We start from the raw sequence: 25,839 nt of genomic DNA on the forward strand, positions 1-25,839 counted from the left end.
TTTACGCTTCCATTTCAATTAAAACTGTATTTTTTTCTACTTTATCTCCAACTTTAATGTCTATCGATTTAATAATCCCGTCTCGTGGAGCTAATAATGTATTTTCCATTTTCATAGCTTCAAGTACCAAAATACCTTCATTTTCTTTTACTTCCTGGCCTACAACTACATCAATAGAAACAATAAGTCCTGGCATTGGAGCCTTAACATCATTCTCTTTCTTTTCTAAAGAGGCTTCCATTCCTAACTCATTAATTAATATATCTAACTCATCAGAAACTTTTATTTCGTACACATTTCCATTAATTTGAATTGAGTACTTTTTCTTATTAAAATCACTCTTAAGAAGCGCTGCTTCAAAAGTTTGATTATTCTCTATAACGTGATAACTTTTATTTGATTTTTCAACAATATCTAATGAGTTTATTTCATTCTCATTAAAGTTAAAATCATATAATTCATTAACGTTTATTTTAAATGGTTTATTCATAAATAAAAATAGATTACGACTACTAAAGTATCAAATTAAATCTTGACCTAATAATTCTTTTTAATCATTTCTAATTCAAAAATCCGTCATACATTTGTGCCGTTCTCATAAAGGGGTGCCTTAAAAATTAAAATTAGGCTGAGATCATACCCATTGAACCTAGAACAGGTAATGCTGTTTAGGAAAATGAATGTCATATACAAGTAATTAAAAAATTACGATACTAATTATTGGTGAAGAAAATTACACTTCATCAATGTTATAAAATGGCAGCTAATTATTCAATAACAAACCATAGAATAATTACCTCTTTTTATTCCATTTTATTTTAACAAAAAAATGAGACCGATGTCTTTTATTAAACAAGTGAAGAGAGTAGCTTTTTTAATGGTATTATTTGCAACCTTAACTGCAAATGCACAATCTTTTATTTTATCAGGTAAAGTAGTTGATAGTAAACAAAAGGGCTTAGAAGGAGCAACTGTTGTTGTAAAATCTATCAAAAAAGGAACAATTACTGATTTTGAAGGTGGTTTTAAATTAAAATTAGCAAAAGGTACTCACTCTATTGAAGTGTCTTATGTTGGTTTTAAAACATTAATACAGAACGTTACGTTAACAAGTAACGAAAATTTTATTTTTCAATTAAACTCAGACACTGATCTTTTAGATGAAGTTTTAGTATCAGCAGTACGTGTAAAAGCAGACGCTCCTGTTACTCACTCTAATTTATCAAAAAAAGAGATTGCTAAACGTAATTTAGGACAAGATATTCCTATCTTAATGAATTACTTACCTTCTGTAGTAACTACTTCAGATGCTGGTGCTGGAATTGGTTACACAGGTATTCGTGTGCGTGGTTCAGATGCAACACGTGTAAATGTTACTATTAATGGTATTCCTTATAATGATAGCGAAAGCCAAGGAACTTTTTGGGTTAACATGCCTGACTTTTCATCATCTACACAAAGTATTCAATTACAAAGAGGAGTAGGTACATCAACGAACGGTGCTGGTGCATTTGGTGCTAGCTTAAACGTACTAACTGATAGTGACTCTGATGAAGCTTATGGTGAAATAGCTACTTCATTTGGTTCATTTAACACACAAAAATACACTGCAAAAGCTGGTACTGGAAAATTAAATGACCATGTTAAGTTTACAGGACGTATTTCTAGAGTTAGATCTGATGGATTTATTGATAGAGCTTCTTCAAATTTAAAATCTTATTTCTTACAAGGAAGTTATGTTGATGATAATACGTTAATTAAAGGACTTGTTTTTGGAGGTCATGAAATTACATATCAATCATGGAATGGTGTTGATGCAGCTACTTTAAAAACTAACAAAACTTTTAATTCTGCCGGTGCTTTATATGATACTAACTGGAATGTAATAGGATATTATGACAATGAGGTTGATAATTATAAACAAGATCATGCTCAATTGCACTGGAACCAAAAGTATAATGATAACTTATCATCAAATATTGCGTTGCATTATACTTTTGGAAGAGGATTTTACGAACAATACAAACAGGATGCAAATTTTTCAAGTTATAATTTATCACCTATTACTATTGGAGGTCAAACTATTAACTCTACTGATTTAGTAAGAAGAAAATGGTTAAGAAATGACTTCTACGGAATTACCTATAATTTAAATTACAAAAATGATTATTTAGATATTCTTTTTGGAGGTGCATGGAATCAATATAAAGGAGATCATTTTGGTGAAGTTATTTGGGCTCGCTATGCATCATCAAGTGAAATAAGAAATCGCTACTATGATAACTATGGAAATAAAGAAGATTTTAACCTTTTTGTAAAAGCTACCTATAAAATGAGCGATCAATTATCTTTATTTGTTGATCTTCAAAATAGAAACGTAAACTATAAAGCTAACGGAGTACAGCCTAACTTAGTAAACGATACATTTAATTTTTTCAATCCTAAAGCAGGATTCAATTTTAAATTCAATGATAATAACAGCTTATATTTTTCATTTGCACGTGCACAAAGAGAACCTAACAGAACAGATTACGAAAATGGAAATCCAAAACCTGAAAAGTTAGATGATTATGAATTAGGATGGCGTTTTAACTCAGGTAACATTAAGGTTAATACAAACGTTTACTATATGGCGTATACTGACCAATTAGCGTTAACTGGTGAAATTGACAACGTAGGATCTTTTATTAGGGCTAATATTGGTGAAAGCTATCGTTTAGGATTAGAAGTTGATGCTTCTATAAAAATAACTGATTATCTAAACGTTACCCCTAATTTTACAATTAGTAAAAACAGAAATGTTGATTTCAAAGAAACTACAGGAACTATTTTAAATAACTTAGGGAATACTAGTATTTCATATTCTCCTGAATTTATTGCTGGTAATGCTATTAATGTACAACCTATACAAAATTTAAACATAGCTTTTTTATCTAAATACGTAAGTTCTCAATTTATGAGTAACAATGAATTTAAAGATTCAAAGTTAGATGGTTATTTTGTGAATGACTTGAATATTAATTATACTATAAATACAACTTCTATATTCAAAAATATTGTTATATCAGGATTGATTAATAACATTTTCGATACAGAATATAGCTCTAATGGATACATGTGGGGAACAACTCCATATTATTTTCCACAAGCTGGCACAAACTTTTTACTTGGAGCCACGTTAAAATTTTAATCATAAAAAAACCGAGCAAATTGCTCGGTTTTTTTTATTCTGCTTTATTCAAACTAAAAAGCAGTTTTACTATTTTTTTTAATTCATTAGGCGGATACCCTTCATCAAATGTTGAAGATTTGTATGATGCTTCTCCAGTTTTTACAGCTAAGTTAGCATGCAAAACACGATCTGTAGCTCTTTTATTACTAGGTGCCTTTAATGAGTTTATATTCTTAAGTGATAAATCACTTAACATCTGAACAAGCTTATCTCTATTTACTTTAGATAAAGGAACTTCTTTTGTTTCTTGATTGTTTTTAAAGTATACACTATTTTGAGTTACTTTAATAACATGCTCACTTCCTCTTGTTCTTGCTTCGTAAGTAATTTCAGTAAAATCATTTACTTTTTCTTGTGCAAAACTATTCATCGCCATAAAAAATATGATTGATGTTATTTTTAATAAATACTTCATGTTCCTTTTATTTTGTGATAAATATAAAAAAAGGTGCCTAAAAAGACACCTTTTTAATAAAATAAATATTTTTATTAGTCAGCCATAGTAGCTCTAAATCCTCCTGGAGCAAAAACTGCATCCATTCTTGTTTTTTGACCTTGCGTAAACATGTACATACAATTATCATCAGAATAGTCCATGAAATTCATTGTCATATTATTACTACCACACTCATTTGTAGGATAAGAAGGACAACCTCTACTTGGACCATCTGCATCTGGTGTATCAGCAACAAAATCACTAGCACCACATCCTCCATCGCCCCAAATATGACGTAAGTTTAACCAGTGTCCAACCTCATGAGTTGCTGTTCTTTGGTTTCTTCCAACAAAAGGAGCAGCTAAAACAACTCCATCAGTAGACCAGCTACCTCCTGGAAATTGTGCATATCCTAAAATTTGACCTGTTTGATATGGCATATAATTAACTATCCAAATATTTAAAAATTCTTGTGGATTAACTACATCACTACCTCCTGAAGAAGCAAATTTCATAGAATCATCTGGTCTCCAACGTCTTTTCTTTTTATTTTGAACTCTAATTACACTTTCAATTACAAAATCAACTTCAACATTCGCTTCAACACCTGCAAATTCAGCTGGTAAAGATCCTCTGTTTGGATTTTGAAGGTTAAAATCTTCATTCATTGCTGTTATTTGATCTTGCAATACTGCCAATGACACGTTTTCACTAGAACGCTTATAGATTACGTGAAACACCACTGGTATTTGAATTTTTCCATTTACTAATCTTTGAGAAAACTCACCTTTTTTTACTTTAGAAACATATTCATTAGTAAAACTTTCAACAGCTTCCATTTTACCTTTTAAAGATGGATCATTATTCATGTTTTTACCTAAAACATCCATTGTAAAACATTGCTTTTCTGCTTTTTGCAATGAAGTTGTCTCAGTAAATTCGCTTTCAATAGGGTTTTGCTCATTGGTTTCACATCCAATTAAAACACTAGCAACTACTGCTAGAGATAAAATAAGTTTTTTCATCTTTTAAAATTTTAAATTTTAATTAATATTAGTTAAGAGTTTAAAAAACACTAATACTTTAATGATTACTTAATAATTAAGACAAGAGGGAAACTTAATAAGTATTATTAAAGAAGGGATATAAAAAAAGCGCTATTTTCATAGCGCTTATATATTTTTAGTTGATCATTGAAGCTCTAGCTCCACCAGATTGAAAGATAGCTCTCATTCTTGATTTTTGACCTTCTGTAAACAAACTCATACATGCATCATCCGTATAATCCATATAGTTCATTGTCATATCATTTGAACGACAGTTTACAGTTGGATATGATGGACATCCATAGTTAGGAGCATCAGAAGAAGGAGTATCAGCAACGAAATCATCTTGACGACATCTACCATCACCCCATATATGACGTAAGTTTAAATAATGACCTACTTCATGTGTCATAGTTCTACCACCATCAAATGGAGAAGAAACATAACCTGTTGTACCAAAATATTGTGGTGCACAAACAACACCATCAGTAGAAGAGTTTCCTCCAGGAAATTGTGCATAACCTAAAATTCCACCACCAATATTACATACCCAAATATTTAAGTGAGTTTCTGGTGTTACAGGAGGATAAGCTGACTTTACAGCATCATTAGTTCCCCAAGAAGTTCTAGAATTAGAATATCTAAACGTACCTGCTAATGAGAAAGTAAATTCTGAATCAGCAGCAACCCCTGCAAATTCTGAAGGAGTATTACTAGCATCAGAATTAGTTTTTCTAAAATCATCATTAAGCACACTCATTTGAGAAGCTATTTGAGTATTACTAATATTTTCGTTTGAGTTACTATACACAACATGTACATAAACAGGAATATTGATAACACCTAAGTTGTCAGGTGTAGTTCCACCGCCACCGCCACCGGTACCATCGCCGCCGTTTCCATTTCCACCACCGTTACCACCTTTCTTACCAGCGATTAACTTTCTTGTAGCGTACTCAACATCGTACATTTTTTTGTAAAGCTTTGGGTTTTCTTTAAGCTGTCTGTTTAGAACTTTCATTGAATGACATTGATCATTTCCCCCTCTATGTTGAACTTCATCAGTTTGAACATAGAAATCACTCATGTCAACCGGCACTTCTTGACCTAAAACTTCGTCATTCTTTGACTCATCTTGACACCCCATTAGAACAGCAGTTGCTACTGCCATTGTTAAAAAAATTTTTCTCATGTTAATAAATTAAAATTAATTATATACTGTTTGTCAAAAAACCATCTATAAAACCTAAAAGGTTAAAGAAATGTTAACTTATTACCGAAAAGATAAAATTAGAAGGGTTTTCTTAACGATTTGCAAGATGTAATCTTTTTTTAATAATAAAAACACTTTTTTTTAACAACAAAAATGTATAAGAATCCTTTTAAATATCACTACTGAGCTCCTTTTAACAAATTCATAAAACCAAACGTTAAAATCAAAAAAGATTGAAAAAACGTCAAATAATCACTTAAATAATTAAAAAATTAAACAAATTAATGCAATTCTGTTGCATTTTAAACATTAAAAACAACAAATAATAAACTAACTTTTTAGTATTAGTTATTTATAAATATCTTTACAGAAAATTAAATATTTATGGAAAATTCATTCAACAACAAAGTATTAGTATCTCAATTATCAGGAGCAGAAAGAATCGCTTTTTACAAAAAGACCTATGCGCATGTAGCTGGTGGTGTATTACTTTTTGTTTTATTCGAATACTTATTACTACAAAACGCTACCATTGTAGAGTTTACGTTATCTATGACTCAAGGGTATAAATGGTTACTTTTATTAGGTGGTTTTATGCTTATTACAAACTATGCTGAAAGTACTGCTTTAAAAACTACAGATAAAAATTTACAATATTTAGCATATGCAGGTTATACTTTTGCTCAAGCTTTTATATTTATTCCGCTTATTTATATTGCAATTTCTTATACTAACAATTTTGACTTATTAAAACAAGCGGCTATAGTAACATTAGGGTTGTTTGCTGGTATTTCTTCTATTGTTTTTATTACAAAAAAGGATTTTTCTTTTATTAGTGCAGGATTATCTATTGGCTTTTTTATTGCTATTGGTTTAATGATAGCTGGTATGTTATTTGGATTTAACCTTGGATTATGGTTCTCTGTAGGAATGTGTGTATTAGCTGGTGGTTCAATATTATATCAAACATCAAACTTAGTTCATAAATTTTCTAATGAAGATTATATTCCTGCTGCAATGGGATTATTTGCTTCTTTGATGCTTTTATTTTGGTATGTATTGCAAATTTTCATGTCAAGAGATTAATAAAAACTTATAACAAAAAATAAAAAAGCAATGTAATTTACATTGCTTTTTTATTTATATCATTTTTTGATTTCAAACAAATCTTATCTAAATCAATTAGTTAAGACAACATCATTTTTGCTTTTTTAACAGCATTCACCAAAATATCAATTTCTTCTTTTGTATTGTAAAAAGAGAAAGAAGCTCTTATTGTTCCAGGAATACAATAAAAATTCATTATAGGTTGAGCACAATGATGCCCAGTTCTAACTGCCACTCCTAATTTATCCAAAATAGATCCAATATCATACGGGTGAATACCTTCTATATTAAATGAAATAACAGATGCTTTATTGGTAGTTCCATATATTTTTAATCCATCTATTTTTTCTAACTCTTGAGTTCCATAAGCTAACAATTCGTTTTCTTGTTTAGCAATGGTATCAAAACCTATTGAATTCATATAATCTATAGCAACTCCAAAAGCAATACCTCCACAAATATTTGGAGTCCCTGCTTCAAATTTATGAGGTAAACCTGCATACGTAGTTTTTTCAAAAGTTACTGTTTCAATCATCTCTCCTCCTCCTTGATAAGGTGGTAATTTATTCAATAGCTCTTCTTTTCCATACAAAAGTCCAACACCAGTAGGTCCACACATTTTATGAGCAGAAGCTACATAAAAATCAACATCCAACTCTTGAACATCTGGCCTAATATGAGGACAAGCTTGTGCACCATCAATCAAAACATAAGCACCAAATTTATGAGCGGCATGAATCATTTCTTTAATTGGATTAATGGTACCCAAAGCATTAGAAACATGATTACAAAACACCAATTTTGTTTTAGAATTTAATAGCTCATGATAAGCTTCCATTTCTAATGAACCATCTTCAGCCATAGGGATTACTTTTAAAACTGCTCCTGTTTTTTCACATAGCATTTGCCACGGAACAATATTAGAGTGATGCTCTAAAGATGAAACAATTATTTCATCTCCTTCTTTTAGTAATGAAGCAAATCCAGATGCAACAATATTTACACTATGTGTTGTTCCAGCTGTTAAAATTATCTCATAAGAATGTTTAGCATTAAAGTGCTTTTGAATTTTAAGACGTGCCTCTTCATACTTATCAGTAGCTTCTTGACTTAAAGTATGAACTCCTCTATGAATATTTGCATTGTAATTAGAATAATAATCAACAATTGCATCTATAACTATTTGTGGAGTTTGTGAAGTAGCACCATTGTCAAAATATACTAATGGCTTTCCATGAACCTCACGATTAAGAATAGGAAAATCTGCTCGAATTTTTTCTATACTAAACATATTATCATCTAATTTAAAACAAAGGTAATACTTGGTTTTTAAAAATGAGAACAATCAATTAAATTATTACATTTGCTAAAAACATTGATAATGAAACTCCTAAAAAGAATACTTCTTATTATTTTAGTTATAGTAATAGCTGTAGTTTTTTATAATTACTCTAAGTTAAACATATTAGCAGGGTATTCAGCAAAAAACACCGCTTCTTCAGTTTTTGTTGCAGGCCGAAATTTAGCTTTTACTGATAGTACAGACAATAATTTTTCTCCAATTAATTTAACTTCAGATAAAATTAATTTAGAAGAAAAATCAGCAACAGGTTCTGCTTTTGGCTTATTAAAAAGAAAAGCTATATACAGAAAAGGGTTAGGAGCTGTTTTAATTACTGACGATTTTGACACCTCTGCACCGTATTTAACACCTAATAGAGAAACTTCAGATAACTTAACTCCATACCCTTATGGAAACGCACCTCAAAAAGATTCGGTTTTTGCAAATATTGACTACAATAAGCTACATAATACTGTTAGCTCTATATTTAACGAAACCAATAAAACTAGAGCTGTAGTTGTTCTTTACAAGGATAAAATTATTTCAGAAAAATACGATAAAGGTTTTACTAAAGATTCAAAGTTATTGGGTTGGTCTATGACAAAAAGTATAACCTCAACCTTGTTTGGAATTTTACAATGTAAAGGTGGAATTAATGTCATGGATAAAGCTCCTATAAAAGAATGGCAAAATGATGATCGTAAAAACATAACCATACATAACCTGCTTCAAATGAATTCAGGATTAGAATGGTTGGAAGATTACAATACAATTTCTGATGTAACAAAAATGTTATTTTTAGAAAAAGATGTTACTAAAACCCAAATAAACAAACCATTAGTTGGTAAACCAAATGAAACTTGGAATTACTCCTCTGGAACCACAAATTTACTATCTGGTATTTTACGTAGTCAATTTTCTTCACATCAAGAATATTTAGATTTTTGGTATAGTGCTTTAATTGATAAAATAGGAATGAATTCTATGATTTTAGAAGCTGACATGAGAGGGAATTATATTGGTTCTTCTTATGCTTGGGCTACCCCAAGAGATTGGGCTAAATTTGGATTATTGTATTTACATAATGGGCATTGGAATGGTAAAAATTTATTTGATAAGGATTGGGTTACCTATGCAACCACACCAACACCTACCTCTAATATAAAAAAAGAAGGTGGTTACGGTGCTCAAATATGGTTAAACACAGCTAAAAGATATCCTGATGCTCCTACAAACATGTATTCTTTTAACGGATATAAAGGACAAAATGTATTTATTTTACCTGATCAAGAATTAGTAATTGTTAGAATGGGATTGACTAAAAACGCAGATATTAATGTATTTTTGAAAAATATAATTTCATCTATAAAAAACTAATACATGAATCCTTACTACTACGTATTATCAATTAATGGATTACTATTTATATTTAGTATTGTCTTTTATTTTTTTCCTCCTAAAAAGATAAATTCTTTTTATGGGTACCGTACTAATAAAACAATGAAAAATGAAGCTGTTTGGAATTTTGCTAATACCTTTTTTACCAAACAATTTTTAATATATGCCACTATTTCTTTAATAGCTTCTTTGTTACTTGTTTCTATTAATGCTAAAATAAGCTGGCAACCTATGGCTATTATGTTATTATCGTTAGCAGTTTCTGTAATAAAAACAGAACAAGAAATTACTAAAAATTTTGATGAAGAAGGGAATAAAAAGTGATAATTTTTAATTGCTATGGATACTAATTTTAATTTTTTTAATAGCTTAATAATAGGGGGAGTTATACATGGAGTTATTTTTGCTTTTATTATTTTATTTAATAAAAAACATAAATCTATATTAAATTCACTACTGGCTCAAGTAGTATTATATCTTTCATTAAGTAATTTATATTATTGGTTTATAGACACTAATTTATCTAGTCAGATCCCTTATTATGATATTTTATATATCCCATGGTATTTACTAATTCTTCCGACATACTACACTTTCGTTTCAAAATACTTAAATAACACACCAAAACAATATATTCCTTTTTTTATTCCTTTTTATGTAAGCTTATTTATTAATTTATGTATATTAATTTACATTGTTTTCTATAAAACTAACACTTCTTATACTCTCTTTTATCATATAGAGGAATATTTATCAGTTGTTTTTACAGTTCTCATAATTTATAAAACTTACATTCTAATAAATCAATATACTACTAAACATAAGAAATATATTATTAATGAAGTAAAAAAAGAAACTAAATGGCTAGTACACTTATTACTTTTTGGTATATTTATTTGTGTTTTTTGGTCGTTAACTATAGGTAAACTTAATTCTGAAATCAGGTACATCTTATGGTTAAGCATCTCTTTATTGGTATATTGGTTAGGGTATAACGGTATTTATTATAATGGCATTTTTAATCAAAGAACTGCGTTGAGAGAAGCTACAACAAATAAAATTATTGAGCAGCCAAAAGAAGACAAAGAAAAAACTTCTTGGATAAAAGGTATAATTGAAAATCAAAAATTATACTTAAATCCTAATTTTGGGTTACCTGAACTTGCAAAAGAAACTAATTTAAACGAAAGTTATCTTTCTCATGTTTTTAATAAAAACTCTACTATCAATTTTACCTCTTATATTAATAAATTACGGGTTAAAGAAGCTGAAAAATTATTAAAACACTTAGACTATAAAGAATATACAATAGTAGCAATAGCTTTAGAAGCTGGTTTTAATTCTAAATCTGCGTTTTATACTAATTTTAAAAAAGAAACTAGTAAAACCCCTATTCAATTCAGAAAAGAAAACTTGTCCTAATTTTTTAGAAACTAAAAAAACAAGACACCTATACACTCTTAAACGTATATGTTTGCTATGAAATTAAAAACATACTATAAAAATTTATGAAAACAACAAACCTATTAAAAATTGCAATTGTACTATTCGGACTTTCATTTTTACTATGGAATTGTCAAGATGAACAACCTCTCACTTCACCAGATAATACAATTAAAACAGTTGCTATTAACGAAGCTTTAGAACACCTAAATTTATTGACTGTTAGTCAAAGGTCAAAAAATCAATACTTAACTGATATAAACACTAAAAGTATTAATTATCAAAAAATAAAAAAAAGCAATGAATTATTAGCTGTTATAAATGCTAAAACAATATACAAAGGAAGGTATAGTAGAGTTTTAGTTTTAAAAGTTAATGATAAGATAGAAAGTGTTCTTTTTAGTATGACACCTAATACTGAAAAAGAAAACAAATTATACACCGGAGAACTTTTAATTACCGATTTATCAGGTAACTTTATTAATGGATATAGAGTTAAAAAGAGTAAATTGGTTGCACAATTTGTAAAAAGGGGCAATACTAAGTTATTAAGCAGAGGGGAAACTTGTCCTGATCATGGTGAGTGCACTGAAGGCTCAAACTGTGTCTTTTGTACTCAAGAACTAGAAGAAGTTGTAATTAATAGTAACAGTGGTTCAAACACTACACAACATGTACCTGTTACTGGGTTATACGACTATACAGGTACTGAACAAGGAGGAAACTCTGGAGATGGAACTATGAGTTGGAATTTTGGCTCAGATGGAGGGGGTGGCAGCACCGAAAGTATTGTAATTGAATCCCCTGAATCATCAATAGAAGACATTGAAGAATACTTAAAATGTTTTAACAAAACAAAGTCTGCTAAATTGACTATTTATGTAAACCAACCAATAGCAAATAACGGATCAGCATTCACTACTGGAACAGACAAAGCTGGCCACGCATTTATAAGTATAACTCAAGGAGATATAACAAGAGTTTACGGATTCTATCCTGAAGGAAATGCTAGTCCATATAGCCCCAACGGAACATTTATTTTTGGAAACAATGAGAACAATCTATTTGACGTTAGTATTTCTTTTAACATCAACTCAGTTTCTTTAAACAATATTATTAATGATGCAAATAATTATACCTCTAACTATGATCTAAACACGAACAACTGTACTGACTTTGTTATACAAACTGCTGGCCTTTGTGGAGTTAACTTACCTGATCCCCAAAGTTCATGGCTAAATGGTGGAGGAAGTAATCCAGGTGCTTTTGGACAAGCATTAAGAAATATGAATCTCCCATCTGGTATGACTAGAAATACTAGTGGTGGTAGTGCTAATTCTAATAATGGAAAATGTAATTAAAAATGAGAAAAACAAGTATTTTTTTTATCATGATATTTTCATTACTTTTTGTTTCATGTAAAACAAAAAGTAATGAAAAAGCAAAAGCAGAACTGACTTTTAAATCAATTTCATTTATGAGTGCCTATGGTGCAACCGATAAAGAACTAAATGATTTAAACAAGAAAATAGATGATGTACTATTAAATAAAAGAAATGAAATTATTTCAGAAGAAGAAAAATTATATCAGTACTTTGGAAAACTAAGAAATTTAAACCTATTAGAAAAACCATATATCTTTCTCCGATTTAATAAAGATTCTATACTACCAGTTTATTTATCAGAAAATGAATTTAATAAAGTAAAAAACTTTAAACAAATAGATTTATTCAAAGAGGGAAAAAAAGTAATAATAGAATTAGACCTAGTGAAAAAAAATAACACTATTTATTATTCAAACAATATTGTTTCAATAATAAAAGTAAATGGTCGTTCGCATTCTAATGGTAATTAAATAAATCTTTTTTATTACATCATAACAAAACATGCTTAAATTATAAGACTAAGCATGTTTTGTTGATTTAACATCCCTGCTTCTGAATATGTTGAAAGCTATGGTATAGGGTAATCAGGTCCAACACCTGCTAAACTTGGTCAATATATGAGAGACGATCCTACCTAGCGGAACTATACGAAACCCCAATGGTGGTAACTCTCCTACTAGCAATGAATGTCAATAAATTATTTTAAAAATAAAAAAAATATGCAAAATAAAATATCAAATTATTTAAAAATTACTTCAATTTTAGCAATTTCTTTTATTCAATTACCGTCTCAAAAATTCTCTTTACCATTTGGTATAGGAATCTTTCTTACTATATTCGAGAGAATAAGCGAGTTTGATATTTCATCAGACTTATTATTAAGTTTATTATTTATATTGGGTTTAATTTTGTTATTTTTCAGAAATAAATGGGGTATATTAACTGGTTATGTACTTTTGATTTTTCCACTATATTTTTATATAAAAAACCTATCACATCAAAAATTTGAGATGTCTTTTTGGATACCCTTACTTATCTTTATAACGACATCTATAACTGTATGCTTTTACAAATTCAAAAAAAAAACAAATAGCAGGAATAATTAATGGAAACTTTTAAAAAAAATAAAGAATTTATTTTTGATAATATAAAAATGGGAGATTTTACCTTTTTTAATGCTTTTTTTAATAGTCAAAAAATCATATTATGAATTTAAAAACAAACTTTATTCTGTTCATTATTTTAATTTTTGCTCACATTTTTGGAAGTAGAAATATAACATTGAATATTTATAGTACTTATTATGTAATTAATTTGATGCAACTTATTGTTGCTTCTCTTGTAATTTTTACTGGTATACAATTGTTAATTAATATATTCAAAAAAAATAAAAAAATTAACTAAAATTATTAATACTGATTATTTCTTTTGAAGTAAATAAAAAAAAGAAACTGTTTTTATCACTAAACAGTTTCTTTTTACTCTACTTATTATTATTTATAGCCTTATAGCGCTTCAGACACAAAAATTAAATAAGCCTAAAGAGTATTTTTGAAAAAATAAAAAATAACAATCTATTTTTTATACTCTTCTTTTAGCAAAGTAATATCGTTAATAATTTTTTGCATATTCTCTTTTTTGGTACCATCATAAATACCACGAATACGACGTTCCTTATCTATTAACACAAAATTCTCGGTATGAATCCAGTCATTCTCATCACCATTACCTTCATCTAATACAGCAAAGTAATGTTTACGAGCTAAGTTATAAATTTCTTTTTTTTCTCCTGTAGTTACATTCCACTTCCCATCAATAACCCCTTTTTTATTAGCATACGCTCTTAAAACAGGAACACTGTCCATAACTGGTGTTACCGAATGTGATAAAAACAAGACTTCTTTATCATCTTTAAAATGACTTTGTAATTCAGTCATATTTAAAGCCATTATTATACAAATAGTTTGGCAACGGGTAAAAAAGAAATCGGCTACATAAATTTTATTTTTATAATTCTCTTGAGTAATTGTTTCTCCATTTTGATTTATTAAAGAAAAATCTCCAACTGTATGATTTTTAGATTTATTTCTAACAGAGGCGTCTACTAACTTCGGATTTATATCAACTGGATTATAAATTGGTAATTTCTTATCAACTTTTACTAAATGATAAAAAACAGGAAGTGCTATTGCTGAAAAAACAAGTAAAAAAATTAATGTGCTTTTCGATTTTTTAAAGAATTTTAAGTCCATTCTTCTGAAATTTTATACAAAAATACGACTAAAAACAAGTATTCTATATTCATACTACAAAAAGTTTGTTAAATCAATGAATCCCTCCTATTGCAAACTTTTAGAACTCTTTTTAAAAACGTACATTTGTCAAATTTTAAATTTTAGAAATAAACCTATTTATGGAAATTTTAATAAAAGCATCACAATTTATTTTAAGCTTATCGCTTTTAATTGTTCTTCATGAGTTAGGCCATTTTATACCAGCCAAACTATTTAAAACCAAAGTAGAAAAGTTCTACTTATTTTTTGATTACAAGTTTTCTTTATTTAAAAAGAAAATTGGTGAAACTGTTTATGGTATTGGATGGATTCCTTTAGGTGGTTATGTAAAAATTGCTGGAATGATTGATGAAAGTATGGATACTGAGCAATTAAAAGAAGAACCTAAACCATGGGAATTTAGATCAAAACCAGCATGGCAACGTTTAATTATTATGTTAGGTGGTGTAGTTGTTAATTTTGTGTTAGGTATTTTAATATATATATGCCTAATGTGGGGATATGGTGAGAAATTTTTACCTAATGACAGCGTAAAAGATGGTGTTTGGGTTCAAGACCAACTAGCTGCCGATTTAGGATTGCAAACTGGAGATAAAGTATTGTCAATTGATGGTGAAAAAGTTAATAAATTTAGAGAACTAACAATACAATTTATTAATGGAAATACATATACTGTTGAACGTAACGGAGAAACAATAGAGAAAAAAATCCCTACAGATTTTATTTCTAAATTAGTTGATAGAGGAAAAGATGCTGGACCTTTTTTAGCTGTTAGATATCCATTTGTTATTGCTAAAGTTCAAAAAGACTCTTTAAATGCTGGGGTTGATATTTTACCAAAAGATATAATCACAGCCATTAATGGTACTTCTATTACTTATTATGACGAAGCTAAACCTATACTAAAAAACTTAAAAGGTCAAGATATATCGATCACTTTAAAAAGAGGTGAAGAAACTAAAAATGTTCCTGTTAAAGTATCAAATCATGGGAATTTAGGTGTAATGTGGACTAGTGTTTCTATGTCTAATTTAGAAAAATTAGGATACTACAAATTAGCGAGTAAATCTTATACATTTACTGAAGCAATTCCTGCAGGAACAAATAAAGCTTGGAGTACCTTAACAAACTACATCAAGCAAATGAAAAAAATAGTAAACCCTAGTACTGGAGCTTGGAAAGGCTTAGGTGGTTTTAAATCGATAATGGATATCTTTCCTGTAACATGGAGTTGGCAAGCATTTTGGAATATTACAGCTTTCTTATCAATCATGTTAGGTTTTATGAATTTATTACCTATTCCAGCATTAGATGGTGGTCATGTAGTATTTACCTTATGGGAAATGATTACTGGTAAAAAACCAAGTGATAAATTTTTAGAATATGCACAGGTAATAGGTTTTGTATTTTTACTAGCATTATTACTATTTGCAAACGGAAATGATATTTTTAGGTCAATTTTTAAATAAGTTACCATAATACTCCTATAAAAACTCCCAAAGAAAGTTAACTTTCTTTGGGAGTTTTTATATTTTTACTGTATAGACTTACAACCTCCATATAAAAAAATAATTCATGTTGATATGGATGCATTTTATGCTTCTGTAGAGCAGCTTGACAATCCCGAGTTACTGGGTAAACCTGTTGCTGTTGGAGGTAATGAAATTAGAGGTGTTGTATCTGCTGCTAGTTATGAAGCCAGAGTATTTGGCGTACGATCAGCAATGAGTGGCGCTTTAGCAAAACAAAAATGTCCGCATTTAATTTTTGTAAAACCAAGATATAGTCGTTACAAAGAAATATCATCGAAAATAAGAGCTATTTTTTATGACTATACTGATTTGGTTGAGCCTTTATCTTTAGATGAGGCCTATTTAGATGTTACTGAAAATAAAAAAGGTATTTCGTCAGCTAGTTTAATTGCACAAGAAATTCGTCAACGTATCTGGGAAGAATTAGAATTACGTGCTTCTGCAGGTATTTCTATTAATAAATTTATAGCCAAAGTAGCTTCTGATATTAACAAGCCTAACGGACAAAAAACAATTAAACCTAATGAAGTTATTGACTTCTTAGAAAAACTCCCTGTAAATAAGTTTTATGGCGTTGGAAAGGTAACCGCAGCTAAGATGCATAACTTAGGGATATTTACTGGTTTAGATTTAAAGAGAAAAAACTTAGAAGAACTCATTAAACTTTTTGGGAAATCTGGCTTACACTACTATAACATAGTAAGAGGTATGCAGAACAGCAAAGTAAAACCTAACAGAATTCGTAAATCTATAGCTGCTGAAAGAACTTTTAATGAAAATATTTCTTCAGAAATATACATGATAGAACGGCTTGATGCAATAGCAGAAGAGTTAGAAAAAAGAATGCTTCATTCTAAAACCAAAGGAAAAACATTAACCTTAAAAATTAAATATAGTAATTTTACTCAACAAACAAGAAGTAAAACTGTTTCTGAGTATATTCATTTAAAAAAAGACTTTATGCCTATTATTAAAGAGCTCTTATATCAAGAGGAATTAAAAGAATCTGTTAGGCTGTTAGGTATATCATTTAGTAACTTAGATACTGATAAAAAAGATCCAGTTTGGATACAGTTATCTTTTGATTTTTAACTAAGTGGTATTTTCAATGATACTTTTGTCCCAGCTGGAGAATTATTTTTATCAGTTAAATCAGTATAAACTAATGAATAACAATTCTTAAACTCATCTGTAAAGTTTTGCAACCGTTGTTTTGTTAACTCAATACCTATTGACTTTCTTTTAAGTGATTTGTTCTTTTTTATTCTTAAAGCTTCCTCTCTCCCTATCCCATTATCTGATATATCAATTTGTATAAAATCATTGGATACTTTAAGTACAGATAAGCTTACTTTTTTTATTCCTTTTTTTGAAGACAAACCATGCCATATTGCGTTTTCTAAAAACGGTTGTAAAATTAAAGGAGGTACTTTTACTTTGTCTAAATTTATTCCTTCATCAATATTTTCATGATAAACAATTTCATTTGAAAACCTAATATTTTCAATACTCATATATAGGTTCATTGTTTTTAACTCATCACTTAGAGGAACTTCTTTTGTTTTTGATGATTCTAAAATACTTCTAATTAGTTTTGAGAATTTATTCAGGTAATAAACTGCATTTTTCTGTTCATTATTTATAATATAAAGTTTTATCGAATTAAGCGCATTGAACACAAAATGAGGATTCATTTGATTTTGTAGTGCTTCTTGCTCTAGCACCAGTATTTTTTTATCATTACTTAACAAACGTTGGCCATAGATAGCATACAGTAAAACACCAAATAAAGCAATTGAAACTAAAGCTATTATTAAAATATTTCTATTTCGAGTAAGCTTTAATTTAGTAATCTCATTTTCTTTCGCTAAACTTTTTATTTTATTATTTTTTACTTCATTATCATACTTATTAATCAAGTTATTCACATAAAGAATATTCCTATCATTAAATGTTTTATGAGTTCCTACAATAGATTTTTTATAAAAAACATACGCTTTCTCAAAATCTCTCTTTAACCTATAAATTTCTGATAAATATTCATATGATTTATTTGTATTAGTAGGAATACCATGCTTTAACGAAATACTTAAAGACTTGTTTACATTCTTTTTACCTTCATCAAGTTTCCCTAATTTTATTTGACAATAACCAAGGGTGTTGTAAATTCTAGATATGTAAAATTTGTTTCCTATTTGTTCAGATAAAACTTTTACTTCTTCAATATATTTTAAAGCCTTTTTATATTCACCTTTTAAAATTAAAACATTACTAATACTATTATGACATATAACCTTACCTATTCTAGATTTATTTTCTAAATTGTATTGTAACGACTTATTATAATTAACCAATGCACTGTCTAATTTTTCTAAATTTTGGTATGCAAATCCAATATTTTGGTGATTAATTGCTAGTCCTCTTTTATCTTGTAACTCTTGTTGGGTTACAATTGCTTTTTCAAATTTTTCTAGCGCTAATTTATATTGCTTCAGTTTTAAATATATATTACCAATACTATTTTCACATACACTTTTACTTATTTTTATGTCTTTAGTAGGATTGGGTATTTTATTTACTAACTCAAGAGCAAATTGATGATAGTTTAAAGCACTTCTTATTTTATCTTGTCTTCGATAAACAACCCCTATTTGATTTAATACAACAATTTCTGCATTTACCTTTTTAAACTCTCTTGATAAATTAAGCGCATTTAAATAGTTTTCAATTGCTTTTTCATAGGTTGTTTTATTTCTATGATACCTACCTAATAAGGTATAAGAATAAATTTTTCCTAGAATATTTTTACTCCCCTTACTTTTTTCTAATAGGAAATCTATTTCACCTTTTCCAAACTGCGTCTTATTAAAATAATGCTGTACTTGAAAATAGTCATTAAAGTCTTCTTTAAAAAAAGCTTTAATCATAGTTTCACTCTCAACAGGTTGATCTTGAGAATATCCACTGAAGTTTATACAAAAAAAGAAAATATATAAGGGAAAGAGTTTCATTAAATTTTAAAATTTGTCTAAAAAATCTGATTTTTTCTGCCTTGAAACAGGTATTTTATGATTGTTTTCTAAAATAACATAGCCATCTGATTTTAAAAACTCTTTTATCTTATTAAGGTTAATAATAAAAGAATTATGAATTCTAAAAAAATGATCGTCAGGCAACAAGATATTAACTTCTTTTAATTTTTTAGTTATTACTATTTTTTTATTATTTATTGTATGTATTGAACAATAGTTTCCATCAGATTCAACAAACAAAATTTCTGATTCCTCTAAAAAAACAAGTTTTCCATCGGTATTAATTGTAATTTTACGTCTATTAAACTTCTCATTAAAACTTGATAATATTTTATCAAACTTACTTGTACTACTAGTTTTAGAATAGTAATTTTTTATTCGACTTAATGTTTCTTCCAAGTCATCAGAATCAACAGGCTTTAACAAGTAATCAATTGCTTGGTTTTTTAATGCTTTTATAGCATACTCATTATAAGCAGTTGTTATTACAACCGCAAAATCTTTTCTCTCTAGTTTTTCTAACAATTGAAAACCATCCATAGTTGGCATTTCAATATCTAAAAATAAACAATCAAGAACATTTGAATTGATATATTCAATTGCTTTATCAGCCTCAGTAAAAGTTTTAATAATTTCTAAGTCATTATTAAAATTAGACAATTCCCAGGTAAGACCTTGAATTGCCTTAGGCTCATCATCTACAATAACTGCTCTTATCATATTATAGTATTTGTATCAAATGTAACCTTTAAAAAGCTAAAATTAAAATTGAAAAAACCTCATTTTAGTGCCCTCACATCATAAATAATACATCTCATAACAAATTATATGCAAATTATACATGAAGATATGCAAACTATACATTAAGCCTATATTAAATTATTTTTTAATCTCATATTTGCAGTGTAATATACAAGGGGAATCATTTTGATAATTGGGGGATTAATCAACAATGATAATTAAATTGAAAAGCACTACAATGTAGTGCTTTTCTTTTTTTATAATTCTGATAAAAACCTATAAAAAGATTCTTTTAAAAGTAAGTTTAAAATATTTCTTACTGCTTTAAAGCTTGTGACAAATCATCTAATAGATCATCTATATCTTCAACACCAACACTTAATCTAATTAAAGATTCAGTAATTCCTATTTTTAATCTTTCTTCTTCTGGAATTGAAGCATGAGTCATTGTAGTTGGATGATTCACTAAACTCTCTACTCCTCCTAAAGATTCTGCTAACGTAAATAACTTAGTGCTCTCTAAAAATTTAAACGTTGCTTTTTTACTTTCATCCTTCAAACGAAAAGAAACCATCCCGCCAAAATCATCCATTTGATTCTTAGCAATTTCATGATTAGGATGACTTTCTAAACCTGGGTAATATACGTTACTTACTTTGTTATGCTCTTTCAAAAATTTAGCTACAGCCATTCCATTTTCGCAATGGCGTTGCATACGTAAATGCAATGTTTTTATGCCTCGTAACGCTAAAAAGGAATCCATAGGGCCAGCTATCGCCCCAGCTGCGAATTGTATAAAGTGTAACTCTTTAGCTAACTTTTCATCTTTTACCATTAGAGCTCCCATTACTATATCTGAATGACCTCCTAGATATTTAGTAGCTGAATGCATAACAATATCTACTCCTAAATCTAATGGACGTTGTAAATAAGGGGTTGCAAATGTATTATCAACAGCAACTAAAATATCAGGGTTTTTATTTTTTACAGCATTAGTTACTCCTACAACATCAACTATTTTCATTAATGGATTGGTAGGCGTTTCTAACCAAATTAACTTTGTTGCATCAGAAACCTCATCAACTACATTAGTAACTTCACCTACATCAACAAATTTAAACTTTAAACCATATTTTTGAAACAGTCTGGTAAACATTCGATACGTTCCACCATACAAATCATTTCCTGTAATAATCTCATCACCTGGTTTTAATAAACGTAGTACACAATCAATAGCAGACAACCCTGAAGAAAAGGCAAACCCATGAGTTCCATTTTCTATAGATGCAAATGCATTTTCTAAGGCAGTTCTTGTAGGATTAGCTGCACGTGAATACTCGTAACCTTTATGCACACCAGGACTAGATTGAGCATATGTAGAAGTTTGAAAAATCGGGGTCATTACCGACCCTGTTGCTTCTTCATGCTGTTGACCACCATGTATAGCTTTAGTATTAAATTTCATACTACTAAAAATTTACACTAACTTTCTCATTGCCATAATTACTCCTAAATGCATTCCTTCATGCATATTATTAAAAGCTAGAGCAGTTTTAAAAGAATCTAAAACAAAACCTGTACTTGTTTTATAAGACGTATAATCTGTAAAAATACCAGCTTCAAAATCTTCTTTTAAAGTATCAGGTAATCCCAACAACAATTCTTTCACCTCTTCTAACTCTTCTTCAGTAAAAGTTTCTGATGGCTTAGTTCCTTTTCTATAATTATCTATCAATTCATCTGACACTAAACACTGTAATCCAGATAATTTATAATGTAACAATTGTTGAGTTACTACCAAATGAGCAACATTCCAAGCTATATTATTATTAAACCCTTCTGGAATCTTATGTAACTGCTCAATAGTTAGTCCATCTATAAGATTAAACACTAACTCTCTAGATTTTTTTAGAACTTCAAATTGTGTATCCATTTTTCTGTTTATTTTAGCTCAAATATATTATTAAACATTTACATAAAATGAAGAAAGTTTATTTTTTACAAACCTGTGATACTTGTCGAAGAATTTTAAAAGAAGTAAACTTAGATGGTTTTGAAAAACAAGAAATTAAATCAACTCCAATTACTATAAAACAACTAGAAGAAATGTATAGTTTAAGCGGAAGTTTTGAAGCGTTATTTAATAAAAGAGCAAAACTGTATAGAGAAATGGATTTAAAAAATCAAACATTAACAGAAGCTGATTACAAACAATATATTTTAGATGAATACACTTTCTTAAAACGCCCTGTTTTCATCGTAAACAATGAAATTTATATAGGAAATAGTAAAAAGGTTATTGAAAGTTTAAAAAAGGCAATTCAATAAAAAAAGGCGGAAATAATTTTTCCGCCTTTTTTATTTTATTTGGAAGCAACATCTTTATTATTTGATGAACTAATAATTGAAGCTAACTCTTCTTTTGTTAATTTGGTTTTAACCCCCAACAAAACAAGTTTATCATCATCAGCACTTGCTTTAATAATAATTTCTCTCACTAAATTGTTTTTTTCTATAAAAAGAATTTCTGCTTTCCCTCCTTTATCCTTAGCCCTTATCAAAGTTTTCAATTTATTCCTTCTAGAAAATCTTTTAAAATCTTTAACTACATCGCTTCTATTCTTATCAAAAATCATAAGTTTAAAATCACTTGATTTTTTTATTAGATTTTTAATTTCGTCATCATCTTCATCATCAAAAAATGAACCAGCAAAAGAACTTGATAAATTTATTGAGAAAGCTGTTTTGTTTTTATTCGCCTTATAAAAGCTTTTAAATTTTGCTTCTTGTGCATTAATACTAACTAAAAATAAGCAAAAAAATGCAGTTAAAAATCGTTTCATAATATTTGGTTTTAAAAAGAAGACGACTCGTTTTAAAACTTGTTACAAAAAAAAGTCTTAACTAAAATATAGTTAAGACTTTTAAGTTGGCCTACAAGGACTCGAACCTTGAATGTCGGTACCAAAAACCGGTGTGTTGCCAATTACACCATAGGCCAATAATTTGTGAGTGCAAATATAAAAATAAAGTTTGTATTAAAAAACACAAACTTTATTAAAAAATCATAATTACTTTTTTTAACGCTTCATTTAACTATTTAGCTACTATAAAAGTTCCATTATATTTATTTTCTTCATCATCAATTACCATATATTTATATATTCCTGATGTAAATCCTGGCTCGTTAAACACTACTTGCTTTCTATTACTAAATGATGTTTGTACTTTTTCTGAATAAACCACTCTACCTAATAAATCAAAAACCTTAATATTTGCAAAAGATGATTCTCTATTTAACCTAATCATTGTGGTATTTTTAAATGGATTCGGGTAATTTAAGAGCTTATCATTAGATGCTGTGTCTGCAAAATCTTGAACACCTAAAGCAACTCCACTTCTAAAAACTACGTCTTTAATACCTACAGAATACTCAACCTCATTAATATAATCTCCTATCACAGAAAAAACAATTGTTTTAACATCTTTCACATCACCTTTTACGCCATTCTGATCTACAAAATCATTAAAATTTATCTCATATTTTGTTTCTTTAGAGTTTCCTTTTATTTTATAACGTAACCTAGAATTCCAATCTTCCAAACCTTCAGGCATTAATACTATCTCGATATCTTTATTTGTATTAACAGTAAAAGACAAATAATCATACTCAGCAACATCTAATGTTTGATCTCCAGCTAAAAGGTGTCTAAAAATATTCATATTTCCTTTTACCTTACCTTCCACTTCTATTTCTCTATTCACCTCATAAATTCCTTCTACATCAGTTACATCATTATTCGTTACTTCAAACCTACTTACACTTGCGTATTCTTTTAAGTAATCTAAACCCCATGGTCCATCAGCTAAATACAATGCATCTATTTGATCGTTTCCTGACACACTTAAAGAAAAACCAATATCAAACAACACTCCAGTTTCTATAGTTAAAGTTTCATTCCATTCTCCTGACAACTCTATTGCTGTATTCATATTAAATGAATTAGAAGTTTCAGTTGGATATATATTACCGTCAAAAACTACTTCTTTACTCTTACTTTTATTAATAATATCTATCGTTATTTTTCCATTAGAATAGCTCCCAGACTTTACAAACACTGTTGGTATTGATGTTTCTTCAGGATTGCTAGTCAGCGTTTTTTCTTCAATAAAAGAATCTAAAATATGATTTACTACTGAAAATACTTGAGAATATGTGCTTCCCCATACTTGAAAATTCATATAATTTCCTTCCGGGTATTTATCTATATTCCAGTAACTATGCAATTCATTTCCACCATCTTCAGTTTTTATTGAAAAACTTAAAGCATACTCAACAACACCATTTGCTCTTCTTATTTTTGAACTTACAATTTTATGCTCTCTAGTAATTACTGTTCTTACATCTTCAATTTCAGAATTATTTAAACGATCACAAATAGCTTTAGAGTGATCATATACTTTACCTTCTGTTCTAGTTGCTAACACAGCTGAAACTCTTTCATTACCATTATAATAATCTACCGAAAACACTTCTTTTGCATTTGTTATCCCTATCAGGTCTGTTGGGCTAGATACATTTGAAGTTTCATTTCCATACATACCTGTTGTAGGTAAATAATCTACTAATGTTTTAGTTCCTTTTTTTAATAATTTTGATTTATTAAAAGGCTTTTGAAATTCTTTAAGATTTTTAAACGTTTTATTTCTACTTCTCTCAAGGTTTCTTTTTGCTATTAATTGAGCTAATTTACCATTACTTTCTAATCCTCCATCATATGACGAAGTAACATTACTTGCTGAACTTACATCAGCAACATTAGTTGTTTTTAATGCTGAAAAAGGAGTAGCTGTTACATAAAATATAGCATCATTAAAATCATTATCACAACTACCATAATCCCTTCTAATATCTTCAAAACCTAAAATCACTCTTTCGTTATCTGGATCAGACAATAATACATTATGATATTGTAAACTTGAAGAACTTTCAGGATTAAAACTTGGTTCAGAAAATAACGTCCAATGTCCGTACCCAACAGTTTGATATGTTGAACTCCATGCATTCGCCATTAACACCCAACCAATTCCTGTATTTGCGGGAAAACTTCCAATTTTAACTTTATCTCCAGCCTGAAGTCCTCCTCCACTTCCTAATGCAGATACATTAGGAAAAATTATGGTGATATCTTCATCACTTGGTTTTGTTGTAGGAGGGTTATTAATATCATACGTATAGAATCCTAATACATTTCTATACCCTGCACCCTCAGAAACAAAAGTAACAAATACGTCTGCTTGTGCATTTAACTCAATACTTGTATCATAACCAGCCGTTATATATTGTGGATTGTAATCTGGAACTGGATATGATTCTGGCAAAGAATTACTTATCATTTCTAAAGTCTCTACCGAAACATTATCTCCTGGGGCTTCCAAATAATCTGGTTTTCCATTAGAAGAATATGTTCCTAGATAATTATAATTCTGAGCTATTGTAACTTGCCCTATAAATACGATAAAAAGTAATAATTTTTTCATAATTCCTTGATTTATAATATCAAAATTATGATGATTCTTACCTTTTTAACATATTTTTCGATTACTGGTAGTTATCTCAAAGATAAGTTGACTTAAA

The 25,839-nt window shown here is 28.8% G+C and carries 22 protein-coding genes, 1 tRNA gene and 1 riboswitch; of the genes, 10 read left to right on the plus strand and 13 right to left on the minus strand.

Annotated features, from left to right (window positions below; all coding sequences use genetic code 11):
• Position 1 precedes the first annotated feature (1 nt).
• Positions 2-490: an acetyl-CoA carboxylase biotin carboxyl carrier protein subunit gene (locus tag DS884_RS05205; RefSeq protein ID WP_093869896.1), complete on the minus strand. Its 489-nt coding sequence runs from the start codon at positions 488-490 to the stop codon at positions 2-4.
• A 100-nt stretch (positions 491-590) separates the two neighbouring features.
• A riboswitch (TPP riboswitch) is annotated at positions 591-692 on the plus strand.
• 146 nt (positions 693-838) lie between these two features.
• On the opposite strand from DS884_RS05205, the gene DS884_RS05210 reads away from it, so the two are divergent.
• Positions 839-3,190 carry a TonB-dependent receptor gene (locus DS884_RS05210; RefSeq protein WP_113786033.1) on the plus strand — a complete coding sequence of 784 codons (2,352 nt, stop codon included), beginning with the start codon at positions 839-841 and terminating at the stop codon, positions 3,188-3,190.
• Between the two features lie 34 nt (positions 3,191-3,224).
• On the opposite strand, the gene DS884_RS05215 is transcribed toward DS884_RS05210, so the two are convergent.
• The 3 genes from DS884_RS05215 to DS884_RS05225 all read right to left on the minus strand — a co-directional run bounded on the left by DS884_RS05215 (position 3,225) and on the right by DS884_RS05225 (position 5,906).
• Positions 3,225-3,647 (minus strand): hypothetical protein, encoded by a 423-nt coding sequence (locus tag DS884_RS05215; RefSeq protein WP_147239375.1) that lies wholly within the window; start codon positions 3,645-3,647, stop codon positions 3,225-3,227.
• Positions 3,648-3,721: 74 nt separating this feature from the next.
• Entirely contained in the window at positions 3,722-4,693 is a 972-nt protein-coding gene (locus DS884_RS05220; RefSeq protein ID WP_093869893.1) for a zinc metalloprotease, read from the minus strand.
• Between the two features lie 157 nt (positions 4,694-4,850).
• The gene (locus tag DS884_RS05225) at positions 4,851-5,906 is read right to left on the minus strand and encodes a zinc metalloprotease (protein WP_113786035.1); all 1,056 of its coding nucleotides are present in this window, start codon (positions 5,904-5,906) and stop codon (positions 4,851-4,853) included.
• Between the two features lie 405 nt (positions 5,907-6,311).
• Between DS884_RS05225 and DS884_RS05230 the strand changes: the two genes are divergently transcribed.
• Positions 6,312-7,013 carry a Bax inhibitor-1 family protein gene (locus DS884_RS05230; RefSeq protein ID WP_093869891.1) on the plus strand — a complete coding sequence of 234 codons (702 nt, stop codon included), beginning with the start codon at positions 6,312-6,314 and terminating at the stop codon, positions 7,011-7,013.
• A 100-nt stretch (positions 7,014-7,113) separates the two neighbouring features.
• On the opposite strand, the gene DS884_RS05235 is transcribed toward DS884_RS05230, so the two are convergent.
• Positions 7,114-8,325 (minus strand): aminotransferase class V-fold PLP-dependent enzyme, encoded by a 1,212-nt coding sequence (locus DS884_RS05235; protein ID WP_113786036.1) that lies wholly within the window; start codon positions 8,323-8,325, stop codon positions 7,114-7,116.
• A 90-nt stretch (positions 8,326-8,415) separates the two neighbouring features.
• Here DS884_RS05235 and DS884_RS05240 point away from each other — a divergent pair, with 90 nt between their 5' ends.
• From DS884_RS05240 to DS884_RS05260, 5 genes are all read left to right on the plus strand, one after another.
• Positions 8,416-9,753 carry a serine hydrolase domain-containing protein gene (locus DS884_RS05240; protein WP_093869889.1) on the plus strand — a complete coding sequence of 446 codons (1,338 nt, stop codon included), beginning with the start codon at positions 8,416-8,418 and terminating at the stop codon, positions 9,751-9,753.
• Between the two features lie 3 nt (positions 9,754-9,756).
• Positions 9,757-10,098: an SdpI family protein gene (locus DS884_RS05245; RefSeq protein ID WP_113786037.1), complete on the plus strand. Its 342-nt coding sequence runs from the start codon at positions 9,757-9,759 to the stop codon at positions 10,096-10,098.
• 15 nt (positions 10,099-10,113) lie between these two features.
• A complete protein-coding gene (locus DS884_RS05250) occupies positions 10,114-11,196 on the plus strand; it encodes a helix-turn-helix domain-containing protein (RefSeq protein WP_113786038.1) in 1,083 nt (360 codons plus the stop codon).
• Positions 11,197-11,282: 86 nt separating this feature from the next.
• Complete coding sequence (locus DS884_RS05255) at positions 11,283-12,578, plus strand: hypothetical protein (RefSeq protein WP_113786039.1); 1,296 nt, start codon at positions 11,283-11,285, stop codon at positions 12,576-12,578.
• Positions 12,579-12,580: 2 nt separating this feature from the next.
• Positions 12,581-13,072 carry a hypothetical protein gene (locus DS884_RS05260; protein WP_147239376.1) on the plus strand — a complete coding sequence of 164 codons (492 nt, stop codon included), beginning with the start codon at positions 12,581-12,583 and terminating at the stop codon, positions 13,070-13,072.
• A 1,104-nt stretch (positions 13,073-14,176) separates the two neighbouring features.
• On the opposite strand, the gene DS884_RS05275 is transcribed toward DS884_RS05260, so the two are convergent.
• The gene (locus tag DS884_RS05275; RefSeq protein ID WP_113786043.1) at positions 14,177-14,854 is read right to left on the minus strand and encodes an SCO family protein; all 678 of its coding nucleotides are present in this window, start codon (positions 14,852-14,854) and stop codon (positions 14,177-14,179) included.
• Between the two features lie 161 nt (positions 14,855-15,015).
• Here DS884_RS05275 and rseP point away from each other — a divergent pair, with 161 nt between their 5' ends.
• Both rseP and dinB read left to right on the plus strand, forming a co-directional pair.
• Positions 15,016-16,365 (plus strand): RIP metalloprotease RseP, encoded by a 1,350-nt coding sequence (rseP, locus tag DS884_RS05280; RefSeq protein ID WP_093869886.1) that lies wholly within the window; start codon positions 15,016-15,018, stop codon positions 16,363-16,365.
• 72 nt (positions 16,366-16,437) lie between these two features.
• On the plus strand, positions 16,438-17,520 hold the full coding sequence (gene dinB / locus DS884_RS05285; protein ID WP_113786044.1) for a DNA polymerase IV: 1,083 nt from the start codon (positions 16,438-16,440) through the stop codon (positions 17,518-17,520).
• Here dinB and DS884_RS05290 read toward each other — a convergent pair.
• The 4 genes from DS884_RS05290 to DS884_RS05305 all read right to left on the minus strand — a co-directional run bounded on the left by DS884_RS05290 (position 17,517) and on the right by DS884_RS05305 (position 22,134).
• Positions 17,517-19,439 carry a tetratricopeptide repeat protein gene (locus tag DS884_RS05290; RefSeq protein ID WP_113786045.1) on the minus strand — a complete coding sequence of 641 codons (1,923 nt, stop codon included), beginning with the start codon at positions 19,437-19,439 and terminating at the stop codon, positions 17,517-17,519. The two genes, dinB and DS884_RS05290, sit on opposite strands and share 4 nt — an antisense overlap.
• A gap of 6 nt (positions 19,440-19,445) precedes the next feature.
• Positions 19,446-20,180, minus strand: a complete 735-nt coding sequence (locus DS884_RS05295) for a LytR/AlgR family response regulator transcription factor (RefSeq protein ID WP_093869883.1) — start codon at positions 20,178-20,180, stop codon at positions 19,446-19,448.
• A 337-nt stretch (positions 20,181-20,517) separates the two neighbouring features.
• Positions 20,518-21,666, minus strand: coding sequence for a cystathionine gamma-synthase (locus DS884_RS05300; RefSeq protein ID WP_113786046.1), 1,149 nt, complete (start codon positions 21,664-21,666; stop codon positions 20,518-20,520).
• Positions 21,667-21,678: 12 nt separating this feature from the next.
• On the minus strand, positions 21,679-22,134 hold the full coding sequence (locus tag DS884_RS05305) for a DinB family protein (protein WP_093869881.1): 456 nt from the start codon (positions 22,132-22,134) through the stop codon (positions 21,679-21,681).
• A gap of 47 nt (positions 22,135-22,181) precedes the next feature.
• Between DS884_RS05305 and DS884_RS05310 the strand changes: the two genes are divergently transcribed.
• Entirely contained in the window at positions 22,182-22,529 is a 348-nt protein-coding gene (locus tag DS884_RS05310; protein ID WP_113786047.1) for an arsenate reductase family protein, read from the plus strand.
• Between the two features lie 35 nt (positions 22,530-22,564).
• Here the strand turns inward: DS884_RS05310 and DS884_RS05315 are convergent, their stop codons facing one another.
• From DS884_RS05315 to DS884_RS05325, 3 genes are all read right to left on the minus strand, one after another.
• A complete protein-coding gene (locus DS884_RS05315; protein WP_113786048.1) occupies positions 22,565-23,044 on the minus strand; it encodes a DUF4252 domain-containing protein in 480 nt (159 codons plus the stop codon).
• A gap of 86 nt (positions 23,045-23,130) precedes the next feature.
• Positions 23,131-23,202 (minus strand) — tRNA-Gln (locus DS884_RS05320).
• 95 nt (positions 23,203-23,297) lie between these two features.
• A complete protein-coding gene (locus DS884_RS05325; protein WP_113786049.1) occupies positions 23,298-25,742 on the minus strand; it encodes a DUF4114 domain-containing protein in 2,445 nt (814 codons plus the stop codon).
• Positions 25,743-25,839 lie beyond the last annotated feature (97 nt).

Source organism: Tenacibaculum sp. E3R01, from assembly GCF_003318185.1.
Taxonomy (GTDB): domain Bacteria; phylum Bacteroidota; class Bacteroidia; order Flavobacteriales; family Flavobacteriaceae; genus Polaribacter; species Polaribacter halocynthiae.

Coding starts and splice junctions, on each gene's coding strand:
- DS884_RS05205 (WP_093869896.1), bottom strand. CDS start 490: ATGAATAAACCATTTAAAATAAACGTTAATGAATTATATGATTTTAAC.
- DS884_RS05210 (WP_113786033.1), top strand. CDS start 839: ATGTCTTTTATTAAACAAGTGAAGAGAGTAGCTTTTTTAATGGTATTA.
- DS884_RS05215 (WP_147239375.1), bottom strand. CDS start 3,647: ATGAAGTATTTATTAAAAATAACATCAATCATATTTTTTATGGCGATG.
- DS884_RS05220 (WP_093869893.1), bottom strand. CDS start 4,693: ATGAAAAAACTTATTTTATCTCTAGCAGTAGTTGCTAGTGTTTTAATT.
- DS884_RS05225 (WP_113786035.1), bottom strand. CDS start 5,906: ATGAGAAAAATTTTTTTAACAATGGCAGTAGCAACTGCTGTTCTAATG.
- DS884_RS05230 (WP_093869891.1), top strand. CDS start 6,312: ATGGAAAATTCATTCAACAACAAAGTATTAGTATCTCAATTATCAGGA.
- DS884_RS05235 (WP_113786036.1), bottom strand. CDS start 8,325: ATGTTTAGTATAGAAAAAATTCGAGCAGATTTTCCTATTCTTAATCGT.
- DS884_RS05240 (WP_093869889.1), top strand. CDS start 8,416: ATGAAACTCCTAAAAAGAATACTTCTTATTATTTTAGTTATAGTAATA.
- DS884_RS05245 (WP_113786037.1), top strand. CDS start 9,757: ATGAATCCTTACTACTACGTATTATCAATTAATGGATTACTATTTATA.
- DS884_RS05250 (WP_113786038.1), top strand. CDS start 10,114: ATGGATACTAATTTTAATTTTTTTAATAGCTTAATAATAGGGGGAGTT.
- DS884_RS05255 (WP_113786039.1), top strand. CDS start 11,283: ATGAAAACAACAAACCTATTAAAAATTGCAATTGTACTATTCGGACTT.
- DS884_RS05260 (WP_147239376.1), top strand. CDS start 12,581: ATGAGAAAAACAAGTATTTTTTTTATCATGATATTTTCATTACTTTTT.
- DS884_RS05275 (WP_113786043.1), bottom strand. CDS start 14,854: ATGGACTTAAAATTCTTTAAAAAATCGAAAAGCACATTAATTTTTTTA.
- rseP (WP_093869886.1), top strand. CDS start 15,016: ATGGAAATTTTAATAAAAGCATCACAATTTATTTTAAGCTTATCGCTT.
- DS884_RS05290 (WP_113786045.1), bottom strand. CDS start 19,439: ATGAAACTCTTTCCCTTATATATTTTCTTTTTTTGTATAAACTTCAGT.
- DS884_RS05295 (WP_093869883.1), bottom strand. CDS start 20,180: ATGATAAGAGCAGTTATTGTAGATGATGAGCCTAAGGCAATTCAAGGT.
- DS884_RS05300 (WP_113786046.1), bottom strand. CDS start 21,666: ATGAAATTTAATACTAAAGCTATACATGGTGGTCAACAGCATGAAGAA.
- DS884_RS05305 (WP_093869881.1), bottom strand. CDS start 22,134: ATGGATACACAATTTGAAGTTCTAAAAAAATCTAGAGAGTTAGTGTTT.
- DS884_RS05310 (WP_113786047.1), top strand. CDS start 22,182: ATGAAGAAAGTTTATTTTTTACAAACCTGTGATACTTGTCGAAGAATT.
- DS884_RS05315 (WP_113786048.1), bottom strand. CDS start 23,044: ATGAAACGATTTTTAACTGCATTTTTTTGCTTATTTTTAGTTAGTATT.
- DS884_RS05325 (WP_113786049.1), bottom strand. CDS start 25,742: ATGAAAAAATTATTACTTTTTATCGTATTTATAGGGCAAGTTACAATA.